General features: G+C 66.5%; 15 protein-coding genes and 1 pseudogene. 6 read left to right on the top strand and 10 right to left on the bottom strand.

Features of this window, described 5'->3' with window-relative positions; all coding sequences use genetic code 11:
• Nucleotides 1–33 precede the first annotated feature (33 nt).
• The 5 genes from WH07_RS21210 to WH07_RS21190 are packed head-to-tail and all read right to left on the bottom strand — an operon-like array spanning nucleotide 34 to nucleotide 5,473.
• Entirely contained in the window at nucleotides 34–249 is a 216-nt protein-coding gene (locus WH07_RS21210) for a ferredoxin (RefSeq protein WP_332836364.1), read from the bottom strand.
• On the bottom strand, nucleotides 246–1,607 hold the full coding sequence (locus WH07_RS21205; RefSeq protein ID WP_046502322.1) for a cytochrome P450: 1,362 nt from the start codon (nucleotides 1,605–1,607) through the stop codon (nucleotides 246–248). The genes WH07_RS21210 and WH07_RS21205 overlap by 4 nt, the downstream gene beginning before the upstream one ends.
• A gap of 27 nt (nucleotides 1,608–1,634) precedes the next feature.
• Entirely contained in the window at nucleotides 1,635–2,615 is a 981-nt protein-coding gene (locus tag WH07_RS21200) for a terpene synthase family protein (protein ID WP_046502320.1), read from the bottom strand.
• 3 nt (nucleotides 2,616–2,618) lie between these two features.
• Nucleotides 2,619–4,274 carry a prenyltransferase/squalene oxidase repeat-containing protein gene (locus WH07_RS21195; RefSeq protein ID WP_157877401.1) on the bottom strand — a complete coding sequence of 552 codons (1,656 nt, stop codon included), beginning with the start codon at nucleotides 4,272–4,274 and terminating at the stop codon, nucleotides 2,619–2,621.
• Nucleotides 4,275–4,327: 53 nt separating this feature from the next.
• Nucleotides 4,328–5,473, bottom strand: a complete 1,146-nt coding sequence (locus WH07_RS21190) for a polyprenyl synthetase family protein (protein ID WP_052744495.1) — start codon at nucleotides 5,471–5,473, stop codon at nucleotides 4,328–4,330.
• A gap of 278 nt (nucleotides 5,474–5,751) precedes the next feature.
• Between WH07_RS21190 and WH07_RS21185 the strand changes: the two genes are divergently transcribed.
• Nucleotides 5,752–6,696, top strand: a complete 945-nt coding sequence (locus WH07_RS21185; RefSeq protein WP_232788996.1) for a bile acid:sodium symporter family protein — start codon at nucleotides 5,752–5,754, stop codon at nucleotides 6,694–6,696.
• Here WH07_RS21185 and WH07_RS41280 read toward each other — a convergent pair.
• Nucleotides 6,670–7,044 (bottom strand): annotated as a pseudogene (locus WH07_RS41280) (GNAT family N-acetyltransferase); the annotation flags it as partial. The gene WH07_RS21185 and the pseudogene WH07_RS41280 sit on opposite strands and share 27 nt — an antisense overlap.
• A gap of 62 nt (nucleotides 7,045–7,106) precedes the next feature.
• Here WH07_RS41280 and WH07_RS21175 point away from each other — a divergent pair.
• Nucleotides 7,107–7,502 (top strand): nuclear transport factor 2-like protein, encoded by a 396-nt coding sequence (locus tag WH07_RS21175; protein WP_157877400.1) that lies wholly within the window; start codon nucleotides 7,107–7,109, stop codon nucleotides 7,500–7,502.
• Between the two features lie 76 nt (nucleotides 7,503–7,578).
• On the opposite strand, the gene WH07_RS21170 is transcribed toward WH07_RS21175, so the two are convergent.
• The 4 genes from WH07_RS21170 to WH07_RS21155 are packed head-to-tail and all read right to left on the bottom strand — an operon-like array spanning nucleotide 7,579 to nucleotide 11,807.
• Entirely contained in the window at nucleotides 7,579–8,655 is a 1,077-nt protein-coding gene (locus WH07_RS21170; RefSeq protein ID WP_079023411.1) for a polyprenyl synthetase family protein, read from the bottom strand.
• A complete protein-coding gene (locus WH07_RS21165; protein ID WP_046502313.1) occupies nucleotides 8,648–9,523 on the bottom strand; it encodes an SAM-dependent methyltransferase in 876 nt (291 codons plus the stop codon). The genes WH07_RS21170 and WH07_RS21165 overlap by 8 nt, the downstream gene beginning before the upstream one ends.
• Nucleotides 9,524–9,561: 38 nt before the next feature.
• Nucleotides 9,562–10,599 carry an alcohol dehydrogenase catalytic domain-containing protein gene (locus tag WH07_RS21160; RefSeq protein WP_046502311.1) on the bottom strand — a complete coding sequence of 346 codons (1,038 nt, stop codon included), beginning with the start codon at nucleotides 10,597–10,599 and terminating at the stop codon, nucleotides 9,562–9,564.
• The gene (locus tag WH07_RS21155; protein WP_269801381.1) at nucleotides 10,596–11,807 is read right to left on the bottom strand and encodes an acetylornithine transaminase; all 1,212 of its coding nucleotides are present in this window, start codon (nucleotides 11,805–11,807) and stop codon (nucleotides 10,596–10,598) included. The genes WH07_RS21160 and WH07_RS21155 overlap by 4 nt, the downstream gene beginning before the upstream one ends.
• Before the next feature lie 313 nt (nucleotides 11,808–12,120).
• Here WH07_RS21155 and WH07_RS21150 point away from each other — a divergent pair, with 313 nt between their 5' ends.
• The 4 genes from WH07_RS21150 to WH07_RS21135 all read left to right on the top strand — a co-directional run.
• Complete coding sequence (locus tag WH07_RS21150; RefSeq protein WP_046502305.1) at nucleotides 12,121–13,467, top strand: cytochrome P450; 1,347 nt, start codon at nucleotides 12,121–12,123, stop codon at nucleotides 13,465–13,467.
• Between the two features lie 48 nt (nucleotides 13,468–13,515).
• Nucleotides 13,516–14,601 carry a Zn-dependent alcohol dehydrogenase gene (locus WH07_RS21145; protein WP_046502302.1) on the top strand — a complete coding sequence of 362 codons (1,086 nt, stop codon included), beginning with the start codon at nucleotides 13,516–13,518 and terminating at the stop codon, nucleotides 14,599–14,601.
• A gap of 115 nt (nucleotides 14,602–14,716) precedes the next feature.
• Nucleotides 14,717–15,136: a hypothetical protein gene (locus WH07_RS21140; RefSeq protein WP_046502298.1), complete on the top strand. Its 420-nt coding sequence runs from the start codon at nucleotides 14,717–14,719 to the stop codon at nucleotides 15,134–15,136.
• A gap of 264 nt (nucleotides 15,137–15,400) precedes the next feature.
• On the top strand, nucleotides 15,401–15,707 hold a 307-nt coding region (locus WH07_RS21135), incomplete at its 3' end, for a Clp protease N-terminal domain-containing protein (protein ID WP_046502295.1).

Genomic DNA, 15,707 nt, shown 5'->3' with positions numbered 1-15,707 from the left:
GGATCGGCAGAGAAAGGGCAGTAGGTGACCCGGTCAGGACTCGACCACTCCGATTGCTTCGACCGGGCATCGGGCGGCGGCCAGGAGAACGTCCTGGTGCAGTTCGTGCTCCGGAGCTTCGTCAACCACTTGCACCACCCCTTCGTCGTCCTGGTCGAACACCTCGGGGGCGGCGAGCACGCACTGACCGGCACCGATGCAGACGTCCGGCTTCACCGTGACGCGCATGCCGTCGTGCTCCTGGGTCACCGCTCCCTCCTGCGTACGGTCATCCGCAGTCCGTCGGGGACGAGGGTGACGGTGCCTACCGGACGAACGGGCTGATCGGAGACCGGGTGCAGATGCCACAGGCTCGCAATGAGCGCCAGAGTGGTCATTGCCTCGGCATAGGCGAAGCCTTCTCCCACACAGCGGTGGGCGCCTTCTCCGAACGGCATGTACGCCTCGGGGGTGACATCGTCTTCCCGGCCGACCAGCCAACGGTCTGGATCGAAGCGCGCCGGATACCGAAAGAGCAACGGGTCTCGGTGCTGCGAGTAGAACGAGTAGAGAACGATGCTGCCCTCGCGGATGCGGTACCCCCCGAGTTCCGTGTCCTGAGCCGCTGCGCGGGACAGGAAGTACGTGGGCGGATAGAGGCGGAGCGTCTCCTTGATGATGCGCCGCGTCAGGTCCAGCCGACTGAGGTCCTCATGAGTGGGAGCACGGCCGGCGAGCACCGAGTCCGCCTCTTCCTGGAGGCGGCGTTGGATCTCCGGGGCACGCCCCAACTCGTAGCAGGACCAGCTCAGTGTCAGAGCGGTGGTCTCGGCCGAGGAGAGCAGGATGCTGATGATCTCGTCGCGGAGTTGCTGGTCGTCCATGCCACGGCCTGTGTCCTCATCCGTGGCAGCCATCAGCATGGTCAACAGGTCCACCTCATCCCGGTCGCTCTGCCGGTAGGCGGTGATGATCTGCTGGATCATCGTGTTCAGCTCGGTCATCGTCTCGTCGAACCTGCGTCGCCCGGGTGTGGGGAGCTTCTCCAGCAGACCGGTGGGGTCCATGGCACGCAGACTGACCTGGCGGGTCAGAATGGGCAGCGCGCGCTCCACCACTCGCACCGCCGATCCGCCCAGCTCCGAGGAGAACAGGCATTTGGTGCCCACAGTCGTGGCCAGCTGAACGAACTCCGGTTTGAGCTCGATAGGGCTCTCCTGCGGCCATGCCGCAATGCGCTGGGAGGCGATCTCGTGCATAACGTCGCCGTACACCTGCACTCGCTTGCGGTTGAAGGCCGGCAGCACCAGTTTGCGCTGACGACGGTGGGGGGCGCCGTAGGCTGTGATGATGCCGTTGCCTGCGACGGCCCTCGCCTTGCGGAAGTGGATGCCCCGTGGGAAGCGCGCGGCATCCGTCACCAGCACCTGGCGCAGCAGTGCAGGGTCGTTGACCAGGTAGGCGGTGGCGGGTCCGACCCGTACCCGGACCAGGGGGCCGTACCTGCGGGCCTCCTGGAGGAACTGCAGGCGGCTCCGCACCAGGGGGATGCCGTGCCCGATCACAGGCAGGGCACCGGGAACGGTCGGTGGTGCCGTGGCCCGCGGCGGGCGCAAAGTGGTGGACATGGGGTTCTTCCCTTCCCTAGAGGTAGGTCACGGGGTGACGAATCCGACAGCTCCCGGGCGATAGCGGTCCGAGCGGGCCGGCCAACGTGCAGCGGCGGACATGAACGCCTCGTAGTGCGCGAAGTAGCGCCGAAGATCGTCGTCCTCGGTCAACCCGTACCGAGCGGGCCGGGTGCTGATGTCCTCGTACGTCTCGACGGCCCTGGCGCACAACTTCCGCGCATGCGCCTCTGCGGTGGGTATGTCCCAGCCGTACTCGTGCTGGAGCACCGTGACGATGTTGGCGCTCAGGCCGTGTGTGCGTTCCTCCTCGAAGGAGTACAGGTCGTTAGCGATGCATCCGTAGTCGGCCACCGCCATGTCCACCAGTTGCACGCACGGATGGGCGCGCACCTGCTCCGACAAGCGCAGGCGGCAGACGAAGTAGTCGAGCTCCAGCTGCACGGTCATCGTGCTGAAGACGCGGCGCATCCGCAGATACGACGTCACGTCGGGAACGATTCGCCGGTCGCGTAGGTCCAGTTCCCACAGGGTGGCAGCCAGATAGCGCTTGATCTCCCGGCACAACCTGCTGTCGTCCCACAGCGGATCGATCCGCTGAATGTCCTTGAGGACCTGGCCGAGCAGGCGGGCCAGCGGGTCGTCCGCTGTGTGTCCGTCCAAGACTGAGTGGATGATCGCGTGCTGTTCCAGCACCGGCTCCAGCCAGCCCTCGTCCAGGCTAAGCAGATCGCTCCAGGTGTCGTCGAACAACACGAGGAAGGCGATCCACAGAGCGGCGACGGCGAGCCGATCCTCGTCCGCATCGGGGTAGGTCAGCGCCGCCGCCTCCCCGAGCGCGATGCCGTGCACCACAGCGGAGCCGGCTCGGCCTCGTACCCCGGCCGCGGCGGCGATCTGGCGGACGTACTCGGCTGCGGCGTTGCCGTACGGACTGGAGCGGTCAGGAAACGGACAGTCGACCACGAGGACTTCCGCCGAGGTGTCACGGGTCTGTGCGGACGTCACGGCTCACCTCACCAGCTCATGCAGGGCGGACAGGCGGGCGGCACGCGCAATGCGCACGGGTGTGTAGACGTCCTTGCCGATCCACAACGGAGTGCTGACCTCGGTGATCGTGCCTCGGGTCAGGGTGTCGCGCGCGGCGTCCAGCGCTTCCTTGACCTGCCGCGCGCACCGGTGATCCTGCGACCACCGCAGGATCCAGACCGCGTAGGCCGTCTCCTCGACCGTGCCAGCTCCGTGCCCCCACAGCCCACCAGGGTGACGTGTGTTCAGCACCCAGGACACCGCGCGCTCCACGGCAGGACGGGCGGTCTCCCCAGCGTAGGCGGCCAGCGCCTCCACACAGCTGGCGGTGGCGTAGTACGGCGAACCGTTCCACTTGTCGGTCCAACTGCCGTCCGCGTTCTGGACGGACAGCAGCCAGTCCGAGGCGCCTACCACCGCCGCGCCGAAGCGGGGCACGTCCTCGGGATAGCGACTCGTCCAGTACCCCAACGCCTCCAGCGCATGGGCGTTCGCGGTCGGCGAGGCTGTGCGTTCGTCGGGGTAGGTGCAGAAGTGTCCCTCGTTGAAGTACCGCAGCAGGCTGTCGGGCCGACGTCGGCGGCCGTGCCGGGCCAGCGCGTACAAACCCACCGCGGTGTCGTCAGCGTCCGGTGGCAAGCCGTCACCGGCCGACATTCCCTCCTCCAGACACACGGCGTCCAGGTCGTCGAGGAGCTCCTCCGACGCCTGGTGCGGGACGCCGTGCGTGGCCAGGCTTGCAAGGATCCAGGCGCGCTCGAAGTTGGGCATTGGGCCGCCAAGTGGCAGCAGCCCGCCGCGGTGCTGTTGCAGGTCTTCCAGGAAGCGCAGGGCGGCCCGGGCCTCTCCAGTGGCCGGTATCATCGGCGTCATCCCCGCGCCGAGGGATTCCGGGCCCGTAGGGCTGCCGCCCAACCAGGCCGCCGTCGCCGCTGGCGAGCAGCTCACCGAACCGTTGACCGGCCGGACCTCCCGTGCGAACGGACGGCCCGGACTGAGAATCTCCCAGGCGTGCCAAAGCTTGGGCGGCAGAGTCCGGCCACCGGCCGTGGCCGCCCGGAGCGCTGCCAGGATCGAATCGTCCGTACCACGTGGCAGCGGCAGGCCGAGTGAGACCAGCCGCTCAGGAAGGCCGGGCAAGGGGGTCGTACGGCATTCGTCCAGACGCGCGTTGATCTGGGCGATCAGACCCGGCACCACCACCTCGATGGCCACGGTGTCGGGCAGATGCTCGGCCTCTTCCGAGCCCTGCCCGCCGGTCAGCCATGTGCACAAGGTCTCGATTCCGCGCACAGCCGCACGTCGCACGTACTCCGGTCCGGCCCCCGCAGCCTCCTCTCCTCGCCTCCAGGCCGTCAGCAATGCTTCTACGGCGCTGAGTGTCGGTACGAGGCGGAAACCGCTGATACCCCAGCCACCGTCAGTTGCTTGCTCCTCGCAGAGGAAACGCAGTCGTCGGCCGGCTCCGCCGAGCCAGGGAGCCACGGTAACCACACGGGCGTTCTCGTAGACCGAGGGACTGATCTGTGCCCACGGGTCCGCGTGTGACGCCTCAAGAAGCGTCTGCGCCTCGTCGAACTCCTCGGGCGCTGCTGTGTCCTGTGCGGACGCCTGCTCAGCAGTCGGCGTACGGTTCACAACCACTCTCCTCGGGCTCATCAGCTGTGGGTCGGGAAGGAACGGTCAGGGGCTCAGGCCTTGCGCTGAGTCGCCGCGACCGCGAGGGAGCGGAGCGCGCCTCGCCCCGCGGCGTGGAACGGAAGGTCCTCCAACGCCTGCATGCCACGCTGCCAGCGTTCCCGGATCATCTCCTCGACGGTTTCCACCGCCTTGGTGGCGATCAAAAGCTCACGCACCTCCGCGGCTCCCGCGTCGTCCAGTTCCGGATCGCCGAACCGCCCCGTGAGCGTCCGGCGTTGGGCCGCGTCCGCCTGCTTCAGTGCAAGTGCGATGAGGGCGGTGGCCTTCCCGTCACGCAGATCCTCAAGACGGGACTTTCCGGTGACGGCCGGATCCCCGAAAACGCCCAGGATGTCGTCGCGCAGTTGGAACGCCTCGCCGACGGGGAGAGCGAAGTCGGAGCAGGCGCGCAGCATCTCCTCGCTCCCGCCGGCCAAGGCGACACCGATTTGCAGCGGACGCTCGATGGTGTACCGGCCACTCTTGTGCCGGGCGATGGCCAACGCCATGTCGACATCGACATCAAGATCACAAGCGGCACGCACATCGAGGTACTGGCCCAGCATGAGTTCCGTACGCATGGCGTCCAGGAGCGGCCGGATGGCGCGCAACTGGGCGGAGGCCAGACCACTGGAGTGGATCAGCTCGTCCGACCAGACGAGTGCAAGATCGCCCACGAGGATCGCGCAATTGTTGGCGAGGCGGTCAGCGTCGTCGCCCCGGAGACGTCGCCTGTGGGCGCCCGTCGTACGCGGAGTATTCAAGTCGGCGTCATCGGCCATGCGGCGGTGCAGGGTCGGTCGACCGCGGCGGGACTCCGAGGCATCCATGACATCGTCGTGGATGAGGGCGAACATATGAAAGAGTTCGAGGCTCGCTGCGATCTTGAGAACAGGCGCGTCGTCGCCGACGCCCCCGGCAGCGAGCCATCCGCAATGGCAGAGCAGGGGCCGAAGCCGCTTTCCGCCGGCACCGGCCAGCTCTTCCAGGAGGTCTATGGCTGCGCTCAGTTGCGCATCGATCGGGTCCGAAAGGGAACGCCGTTTCCGGTCCAGGAACCCATAGAGCTCGACGTCAATCGCGTCACGGGTCGAAGAAAGATCAACTTCACCCAAAGAAACGGCCACAGTATCCGAAGTCAGCAAATGCTCCGCCACAGACTCTCTCCTGCCCGTTCGCATAAGTCAATAGTGAGTCGACCTGTCGAGCCGAATGAATTCCCCGGCATTGCAAAACTACGCAGGAGTTCGCGACGGAGCAACGCCACGAATGTTGACAGCCACGTAGCAAATGTGGACTCCGCTTGGACAGGAGACGGTGTGAGCGTTCACGAGCCGAGCCTTGGCCGGCAGGCAACCCGAATGGGATTATTGAATTCCCTGGCGCACGCAGCGCTCCGCGACCGAAGGGACAACTTGCCGTGGACGGTAATTCCTTGCTTTCCAGCCTGTTACCGATCGCGATCGTGGTGCTCATGCTGGGCCTCGGTCTCGCCCTCACCCGGGAGGACTTTCGGCGCGCCCTGCGTTCGCCACGCGCCGTCGCCGTCTGCCTTATTTGTCAGTCGGTCCTGCTGCCGGGGGTGTGCTTCGCCCTCGCCCACGCTTTCGGCCTGAGCGGTTCCGCAGCTGTGGGGATGATGCTTGTCGCGGCTGCGCCGGGAGGCACCACTGCCGGGCTCTTCAGCCACCTGGCCGGGGGTGATGTCGCCCTCAACATCACACTCACCGCGATCAACTCGGTCCTCGCAGTTCTCACTCTGCCGGCCCTGGTCGGTGTGTCCGCAGCCCACTTCCTGCCAGGCGGACTCCGTGATGTCGACCTGGGATTCGGGGAGCTCGTGTCCCTGTGGGTGCTAATTCTGCTGCCAGTGGCGGCGGGCATGGCCGTCCGAGCGAAGCGTCCGACATGGGCGAACCGACTCGGTGGGCCGGTGAAGAAGCTGTCCGGCACGTTCCTGGCGCTCATGGCCGTCCTCGCCGTGTTGACGGAGCGGTCCCGGCTGCTCGGCCATTTGGGAGAGGTCGGGCCAGCCGCCGCCACGTTCTGCGTCATCAGCTTGACTGTGGGTTACACGATCCCCCGGTTGCTGGGTGTGACGGGACCGCAGTCCGCCGCCATCAGCCTGGACATTGGTGTCCACAACAGCGGGCTGGCGCTGGCGATAGCCCTCGGCCCGGCGATGGCGCACGATTCGGCCTTCGCCGTGCCCGCCGTCGCCTACGCGGTAGTCGCTCTACCTTGCGCCGGCGTTGCGGCGTTCCTGATGTCCCGTCGCGGCCGCAGCAGGACGGACCATCGCGATGTGCCGGATGTCGTCCTCCAGGAAGACGTCGCCTTCCGTGACGAACCCGCGTTTCGCGTAGAGCGAGACAGCTGAGAGCTGGGCATGCAGCCGGACCGTGCGATCCGACGCGACCGTGTGCAGCGCGGCGTCCAGCAGCAGCCCCGCGAGGCCTGTGCGCCGCCGACCCGGCACGGTGACCACTCGCCCTATGCGCAGTCCCTCGGTGTCCGCCAGGACTCTCAGGTAGGCCACCGGCCGTTCGTCGCCCCGGAACGTGAGCCACAGGTGCGTCGTGGTCAGCTCCAGGTCACGCCCGTCCAACTCGGCGTAGGCGCAGTCCTGTTCCACCACGAACACGTCCACCCTGAGACGCAGCAGGTCGTAGAGCGTTTTCGCATCGAGTTGCGAAAAGGTGGCCGTATGCAGACAGACATCACTCATGGAGGACATTCGATTCCTTCCGTTGATTTACGCCCCCAACTCTCCCCACAGGAGTCGTAACCGTGACCCATGAAAGCGCTATGAGAATCGCCGAAATACTTTACGACGCCGTCGAGCAGCGAGACTTCGAAACAGTACTGGGAATCCTGGACAACGACGCCACGTTATGGAACGAGCATGAGCGGTCCGACCATTCGGCACGCGAATTCTTCGGCGGTTCGCACGCCCTGTGGTCCGCTGTTGCCTCCTTGCGTTACACGGAACGTAAATACACACCCACCGAGCACGGCGTCAGCGTGGAATACGTTGCCCGTGGCTTGACCGTACGAGGGCGCCGGTTCACTTTCCCGGTGACAGCCCGGCTGTTCCTCTCCTCCGACGGGCACCGGATCCGCCGTATCGAAGAGTTCTTCCGACTCACGGACGCGGCCGCCTTCCAGGAAGCGCTCATCGACTGACCTGCGGAGGACACCCCGAAGGCCGTCCTCCGCAGGTCATGGCCGTTCCCAGCCCACACCCCGACCACCGGGCGCCTTACTTCGCCCGGGTGACGATGAACCTGAACAGCCTGATGAGTTCGTCCCGCGCGGCCGTGGGGGGCAGGGAACCGGCAAGGTCGTTCAGCGAGCCCCGAAGGTGCCGGTTCGACAGCTCCTCAGCATGCCGTCGGCCGCCCGCGGCCTCGATGAGGTCGGCCTGGAGCAGCAGTTCGGGCTCCTCCTTCTCTGCGCCGGCGCTCATCAGCAGGCCGGCCAGCCGGTCTCCTTCGTCGGTCCCGCTGCGCAGTGCGGCGATCACCGGAAGGGTCTTCTTCCCCAGCCTCAGATCACTGAACGCCCGCTTTCCGGTGACCACCGGATCGCCCCAGATGTCCTCCACGTCGTTGGCGATCTGCCACGCCAGGCCGACGTCGCCGGCCGTTCTGTGCAGCAGGTCGACCAGTTCACCGGAGGCTCCGCCCAGGACTGCTCCGATCCCGCAGGCCGCGGACAACAGGGCGGTGGTCTTGTACGACGCGTCGACGTAGTGCCGGTAGGTCACCTTGCTCCCTGGAATCCGGTCCAGCGCAAGGTCTGCCGCCTGACCGTGGATCATTTCGTGCAGGGTGTCCACCAGCATGGTCACCGCCGTCCGGCCGGCCTCACCGGGGACCGTCGTCAACTGGCGCAGTGCCAGCGCCGTCAGAGCGTCCCCGCCCAGTACCGCGCCGGGTATGCCGAAGGCCGACCAAGCGGTCGCGCGTCCCCTGCGGCGTTCGTCCGCGTCCATGATGTCGTCGTGCAGCAGCGAGAAGTTGTGCACCAACTCCACCGCGACCGCGCCGGAGACGGCGGCGACCGGATCCGCGCCGGCAGCCGCCGCCGCGAGGAGGGCGACCCGGGCCCGCACGAGCTTGCCCGCGTCCTCGGTTCCCGTCGGCCGGCCCCGCAGGTCGGACCAGCCGAAGTGATAGCCGCACAAGCGGGCGAGATCAGGATGAAGTCCCTGCACCGCCGACCGCAGGGGCGGCAGGACGAGTGCTCTGGTGACCGCAGCGATGTCCTGGACCACTTCATCAGGAGCCGACCCCGGCGCATGCAGTACGGGTGGCGTGGCGGACCGCTCAGGCATCAACGGCCTTCTCTGCGGCGATCACCACGTAGTTGAGGTGGTTCTTGCGGTATCCGTCGAGGAAAGGCTGCTCGACGCCCGTCTTGAGCCCGGAGTGAGAACGCAGCTCCCAGTAGGGGACCGCGCTGTCCGTCAGGTCCAATACCCGGGACGGAACCAGCCCGTTGTCCGCCAGCGCCTTGAGATACGTGCCCCGCCCGTGGATGTGGCAGACGTAGTGCTCGTCGATGGCCGAGACATCGGGCGACGCGGCCACCTCCGCGTCGTTGCGGCACCAGGTGACCAGGACGTAGCGCCCGCCTGGACGCAGCACCCGGGCGAACTCCCGGAACGCCTCGTGAAGGTCCACGTACATCGTGGTCTCGTTCGTGTACACCGCGTCGAACGTGCCGTCCTCGAACGGTGTCTCCACCATGTTCGCGTAGTGGAAGTCCACCTTGTCGGCGCAGCCCCGGCGCCGGGCCAGTTTCTGAGCGAAGTCGATGTGGTGCCGGCAGAAGTTGACTCCATCCACCCTGCAGCCGAATCGGTCGTGGACCATGAAGCTCGTTCCGCCGCGACCTGATCCACCGTCCATCACCCGGGCGGTCGGCGGGAGGCTGCCGAGAGCGTCGGTGATAAGGCTCACCTGCTCCGTCTCCAGACGGTGCATCTCCTTCAGGATGAGATTCTCCCGCTCCTGTTCAGGTGCTAGGAGGATGCTCCGGTTGAAGTCGCCGACAGCGTAGTGATGATGATAAAGGCCGTCCATCTGCCCCAAGAGGAGGTTGATGTCGTCGGACTGCTTGTCCTCCCAGTGCTTGTTCAGGTCCTGCTCGTAGGAGTTACGGATCACTGCGCCCTGCAGGGACACACTGTCCACTGTCATACGATCGCTCCTTAGTGGGTCGGACGGACTGACCACGCCTAGACGCGGATCAGAGCCTTGATGGCGTGGCGTTCCTGCATCGCCGCATAGCCGATCGGCGTATCGGCAAGGCGAATGGACAGGTCGAAGACGGCACTCGGGTCGAGCCTGCCGTCCAGGACGTCGGGAAGCAGCTGAGGGATGTAGGCGCGCACCGGAGCCACGCCGCCCCGCAGGCTCACGTTCTTGTCGAAGAGTTGCCGGACATCGACCTTGCCGCCCACGCCGTGCGGTGCACCGACGAACCCGACTGCGGCACCCGGCCGGGCGACGGAGATCGCCGTGTGCAGGGACTCCCAAGTGCCGACCGCCTCGATCACCGCCGGGGCGCCTCTTCCAGGAATCAGATCGCGCAGCCGGGCGATTGCCTCCTCGCCACGTTCCGGCACGGTTTCGGTGGCGCCGAAGCACCGGGCGAGAGCGGTGCGTTGTGGATGCCGACCCAGCAGTACGACGCGTTCGGCGCCCAGCCGACGTGCGGCCAACACACCGCAGAGGCCCACGGCGCCGTCTCCGACGACCACGACGGTGTCCCCGTGGCGGACACCTGCCGCGACCGCGGCGTGATGCCCCGTTCCCATGACGTCACACAACGTCAGCAGGGCCCGGTCGAGCGTGTCGTCCGCGCCGGCCGGCACCTTGATCAGAGTGCCGTCCGCGAACGGGACCCTGACGGCCTCGCCCTGACCACCGTCCGTGCCCGGCACCCCCCAGAAGCCGCCCCGCTCACAGGACGTGTGCAGCCCCTCGGCACAGAACGCGCAGGTTCCGTCCGACCACACGAACGGTGCGATCACCCGGTCTCCGGGGCGCACGGTGGTTACCTCGCGCCCGATCTCCTCCACGACGCCGATGAACTCGTGTCCCATGCGCTGGCCCGGCTTGCGGGGCGCCGTGCCCTGGTAGGCCCACAGATCGCTGCCACAGATGGCGGCGTGCGTGACAGCGACGACGGCGTCGTGCGGCTCGTGGATCCGAGGATCAGGGACGTGTTCCACCCTGATGTTGCCGGGTCCCTGGATGACCGCCGCCTTCATCGCGCGACCTCATGGGCCGGATCAGTCAGTGCGGTCGTCATCAGTTCCGGTAGAGCGTCGACGAACGACTGGGCCTCGTCGGCGTCGAGGATCAGCGGCGGTGAGAGCCTGACGACATCCGGTTGTACGGCGTTGATCAGGAAACCCGCCTGCCGCGCGTGTGTCTCAACCGAGCGTGCGCGTGGTTCAGTCAGCCGGACCGCTTGCCAAAGGCCTATCCCTCGCACCCCGGCCAGTAGTGGGTGGTCGATCGCGGCCAGGCCCGATGCCAGCAGCGCACCGGTCTTGGTGGCATTTTCCAGGAGGCCGTCGCCCTCGACAGTGTCCAGCACCGCGTGAGCAGCCGCGCAGCTGACGGGATTGCCACCGAACGTCGAACCGTGGTCCCCCTGGTCGAAAACCAAGCCGTACCGGCCCAGGCCGATGCATGCACTGATCGGCAGTCCTCCGCCCAGACCCTTGGCCAGGGTCAGCACGTCCGGCAGCACGCCCTCGTGCTGGTGGGCGAACCACAGGCCAGTGCGACCGATCCCGCTCTGCACCTCGTCGAAGACGAGGACCGCACCCACGCTGTCGCACAACTCGCGTGCAGCGCGCAAGTAACCGGGGGGCGGCGATATGACGCCGGCCTCACCCTGTACTGGTTCGAGGAAGACCGCCGCGCACTGAGGGGTCACGACGCTGCGCAGTTCGTCGACCGAGCCGTAGGCGACGTGCCGAACCTCGGCGCAGAAGGGCTCGAAGGACTGCCGGGCGCGTGCCGCCCCTGTGAGGCTCAGGGCGCCCATCGTGCGGCCGTGGAAACTGTCCCGCGCGGCCACGACGTAGGTACGGTCGGCCCCGGCGTGCTTGCGCACAAGTTTGAACGCGGCCTCGTTTGCCTCCGCCCCGGAATTGGCGAAGAAGACCCGTCCTTCGGTACCGACGAGCGCGAGCAGCCGCTCCGCCAGCCGCACTTCCTGCTCGTGCAGGCTGAGGTTGGAGATGTGCGCGAGCCGTGCCACTTGTCCGGTCACCGCCTGCACCAGCGCGGGATGCGCGTGGCCGAGCGTGGAGACGGCCAAGCCTCCGATCAGATCAAGATAGGCCCGGCCGTCCGCGTCCGTGACCACGCACCCCTGGCCTTCGAGCACCACCACTGGCGGCACTCCATAATTCCCCATAAGCGCTTTCCGGAATCGCTCACGCAGCGCACCGCTGTCGCCCACGAGTCACCACCCAGTCTGCATTAATACGTCTCCAGTAACAGAGAAACACCAAACCATCTCGCCCACAAAAAGACAACATCGCAACTTCAAAATAGGACTCAAGCGGGCAGATTTTTCGACATCCATGCAGGTCACAGCACAGAAAGTCGATCCATAGCCGGATTGCAGCATGCATAAACAAATGCCTTCCACTGTGGACACGACATCAACATGCGCTGCATTAATGTCACCAAGAGAGGTGTTGTCACATCCCACAGAAAGAGGGACAGTAAACGGGACGGGTTATCAACCCATTGCAACGGGAAAGGTGACGATGGCAACCGTCCGAGAAATTCCGTCCGTTGCAGGCTCCCGGCTGACCGGTGCCATGACGGCTCTTCGACGCGATCCGTTGGCGACGTACCTGCGTGCCCGGCGAGACCACGGCGACGTGGTCCGGTTCACCGTCGGCCCGCCGGGTCTGCGCGACGATCTGTTCGCCGTCTTCTCCGCGGAGGGCGCCCAGCAGGTACTGGCCCGGTCCGTGGGCTTCCGGAAGGACGACTCCTTCTACGACGAGATTCGCAGCATCTTCGGCAATGGTCTCCTGACCAGCCAGGACGAGGACTACGTCCGCCAACGCCGGCTCATCCAGCCGCTGTTCACCCGCCGGAAGGTGGACCGCTACGCCACCGCGATGTGCGAGGAGACACTCCGCACGGTGACCGAGTGGAAGGCCATGGACAACGAGCCGCTCGACGTCATACCCGAGGTGACCCGCTTGACGCAACGCGTGGTGACACGCGTGCTGTTCGGCGCCGCGAGCGAGGAAGCCGGCGACGTCGTCGACCGCTGCTTCCCGTTGCTCGGCGCCTACATGCTCAAACGGGGCTTCGCACCACTGCCGTTCCCACGCACGTGGCCCACTCCGGCCAACCGGCGGGCGGCTGCCGCACGACGGGACCTGTACGAGGTGTGTGACCGGATCATCCGGGAGCGGAACCCTCAGGAAACCGGCAACGACCTGCTGGAACTCCTCCTGCAGGCCGGTGAGGGGACAGGCGACCAGTTGTCGCCCGAGGAGATCAGAGATCAGGTGCTGATCTTCTTTCTCGCCGGGCACGAGACCACTGCCACCTCGATGACGTTCGCGCTCCATCTGCTCGCCCGTCACCCCGAGGCGCAGGCTCGAGCGCGGGAGGAGGTCGACCGGGTCCTCGGTGGCCGGATACCCACGGCCGATGACTTCGACCAGCTCGAGTACGTCCACATGGCGCTCAAGGAGGCCATGCGGCTGTACCCACCGTCGCCCGGCATCAGCCGACGGGCCACGGCCGAGACCGAGATCGACGGCTATCGCATACCTGCCGGAAAGATCGTCTTCCTGAGCCCCTGGGTCACACATCGGCATCCGGCGTACTGGCAGGACCCCGAGGCTTTCACCCCCGAACGGTTCTCGCCGGAGCTAGAGGCCGAGCGGCCACGTTACGCGTGGTTCCCTTTCGGCGGCGGCCCGCGCGCGTGCATCGGCCAGTACTTCTCGATGCTGGAAGCCGTGCTCGCCATCGCCGTCATCCTGCAGGCCTTCGAGGTGGAAGCGGTCGACACCGAGATCCGGCTCACCCAGAAGATGGCCCTCCGTTCCGAGGGGCCGATCAGATGTCGGTTCATTCCGCGATGAGCCGAATTTCCACGACCCAACGGTCCCTTACATTCGGAGGTGATCCGCATGCGTGCCGCGGTGTTGCGTGAGTCGGGCCTAGGTAAGATCGAGTTGCGTGACGACGTCACGGCTCTCGACCCCGGCCCCGAGGAGGTCAAGATCCGCATCCGGGCCACCGGAGTGTGCCACTCCGACCTCTCCCTCATTTCAGGGGAACTGCCCGGTGGTGGTGGTGCGATGGTCCTCGGTCACGAAGGCGCAGGTGAGGTGATCGAGGTCGGCAACCAGGTGACCGCCGTCGCCCCCGGTGATCATGTGGTGGTCAACTGGATCCCCGCATGCGGACAATGTGAGGACTGCCGCAACCGGCAAGTGCACCTGTGCATGGGGTTCATGGAGAACCTGTTCTCCAAGCACCGATTCGAAATCGACGGCGCCCCGGCCTTCGGCATGGCCGGCACCGGCACCTGGGCCGAGGAGATGGTCGTCCCCTGGCAGGCCGCCATCAAGATCGACCCTGCGTTCCCGTTCGACCAGGCCGCACTGCTCGGCTGTTGCGTGCCCACCGGCGTCGGAGCGGTTCTCAATACCGACTCGGTCCGGCCAGGTGACCGTGTCGCCGTGATCGGGCTCGGCGGCGTTGGGCTGTCAGCTGTCCAAGGCGCGCGGCTTGCCGGGGCCACGAGCATCGTGGCCGTCGATCCGGCCCGGCACAAACACGCGCTGGCCGCCCGGCTGGGCGCGACCCACACGATCACACCCGAGGCGGCCGAGGAGACCAAGGATCTCCTGACCGGCGGGAGGGGATTCGACCACGTCTTCGAAGCAGTGGGACGATCCGCCACGGTCAGGCACGCCTGGCAGCTGACACGACGCGGCGGCGACGTAGTGGTCATCGGAGCCGGAGCGCCCGACGATCCACTGGACATCAGCACGTACGAGCTGCTGTTCGCCAGCCGCAACATCAAGCCCTCCGTCTACGGCGAATCCGACCTCCGGCGCGACCTACCCAAGCTCATCGAGTTCACCCGGTCCGGCCACCTGGACATTGAGAGCCTGATCAGCGCGCGTGTGCGGTTCGAGGATCTCAACGACGCCGTGACTGCGTTGACCAAGGGCGAGGTCGTTCGGCAGGTCGTCATCTTCGACTGATCCCACCGATCCCGCCGCCACACCAGGATGCCCTTACGTCGCCCCTTGCCGACGTAAGGGCATCTTGACGTCAGGTCCCCTTGACGTCAAGGTAGCTTGATGGCACGGTGGGGGTGTGGCTAATCCTGATGAGGTTGAACGCCAGTACACGCTGCTGTCCGCCGCAGCGCGTTTCGATGCTCTGCGTACTCGCGACGCACTGACATCGCCCCCGGACGACGAGGACGAGTCCGACTACTTCGACGACATGGCTCCGCTCACGCGTGAGGAGGCACTGGAGCTACTCGCGCTGGGCGAAGTGATCGCCAGAAAGGCCGCTTACGGACGCCAGCTCTCGGTACGGTCGGCCCGGCGAGCCGGCGCCTCCTGGTCCCAGATCGGCGCCGCACTCGGCACCAGCAAGCAGGCCGCCTGGGAAACCCACAATCGTTGGATCGACGAACAGGCCAAACAACAGCGGGACGCAGGGCACTGGGGCCTGGACGACGAAGCCATCGACGCAGCCCGCACACTCGCGGGCGAACCCGACGACTGACGGACGGTCGGTATGGACACGGTGCCCGCACCAGGCCCGTCCACCCTTCGCCCAGGCCCGCGGAGTCCTCCACTCGCTTCTGCCCACCTCATCTCTCCTGGATCAGTCACGCCACGCCGCTGCCGCTCACACATCCAAGCCTCCGCCGGGCACACCGCCGACCGATATCGCGGTGCCGGAGCCTGCAGAGGAAAGACCGTCGGCAGCAGGTTCCGGGCACCTTCGAGCCCAATCCCCCCGCACCCCTCTGAGGAGCGATTAACGATGTTCGAGAGGTTCACCGACCGCGCGCGGCGGGTTGTCGTCCTGGCTCAGGAAGAAGCCCGGATGCTCAACCACAACTACATCGGCACCGAGCACATCCTCCTGGGCCTTATCCATGAGGGTGAGGGTGTCGCCGCTAAGGCCCTGGAGAGCCTCGGGATTTCGCTCGAGGCGGTCCGCCAGCAGGTGGAGGAGATCATCGGCCAGGGCCAGCAGGCCCCGTCCGGCCACATCCCCTTCACACCCCGGGCCAAGAAGGTCCTGGAGCTGTCGCTCCGCGAGGCCCTTCAGCTGGGCCACAACTACA

Source organism: Streptomyces odonnellii (assembly GCF_000981895.1).
GTDB classification, from domain to species: Bacteria; Actinomycetota; Actinomycetes; order Streptomycetales; family Streptomycetaceae; genus Streptomyces; species Streptomyces odonnellii.
The sequence above is the reverse complement of the archived record's forward strand: the minus strand, read 5'-3'. Positions and strand labels throughout refer to the sequence as shown.

Bases quoted from the DNA above. Each gene is read 5' to 3' on its own strand.
- WH07_RS21205 (WP_046502322.1), bottom strand. From the start codon at position 1,607: ATGTCCACCACTTTGCGCCCGCCGCGGGCCACGGCACCACCGACCGTT.
- WH07_RS21170 (WP_079023411.1), bottom strand. From the start codon at position 8,655: ATGCCTGAGCGGTCCGCCACGCCACCCGTACTGCATGCGCCGGGGTCG.
- WH07_RS21165 (WP_046502313.1), bottom strand. From the start codon at position 9,523: ATGACAGTGGACAGTGTGTCCCTGCAGGGCGCAGTGATCCGTAACTCC.
- WH07_RS21160 (WP_046502311.1), bottom strand. From the start codon at position 10,599: ATGAAGGCGGCGGTCATCCAGGGACCCGGCAACATCAGGGTGGAACAC.
- WH07_RS21150 (WP_046502305.1), top strand. From the start codon at position 12,121: ATGGCAACCGTCCGAGAAATTCCGTCCGTTGCAGGCTCCCGGCTGACC.
- WH07_RS21145 (WP_046502302.1), top strand. From the start codon at position 13,516: ATGCGTGCCGCGGTGTTGCGTGAGTCGGGCCTAGGTAAGATCGAGTTG.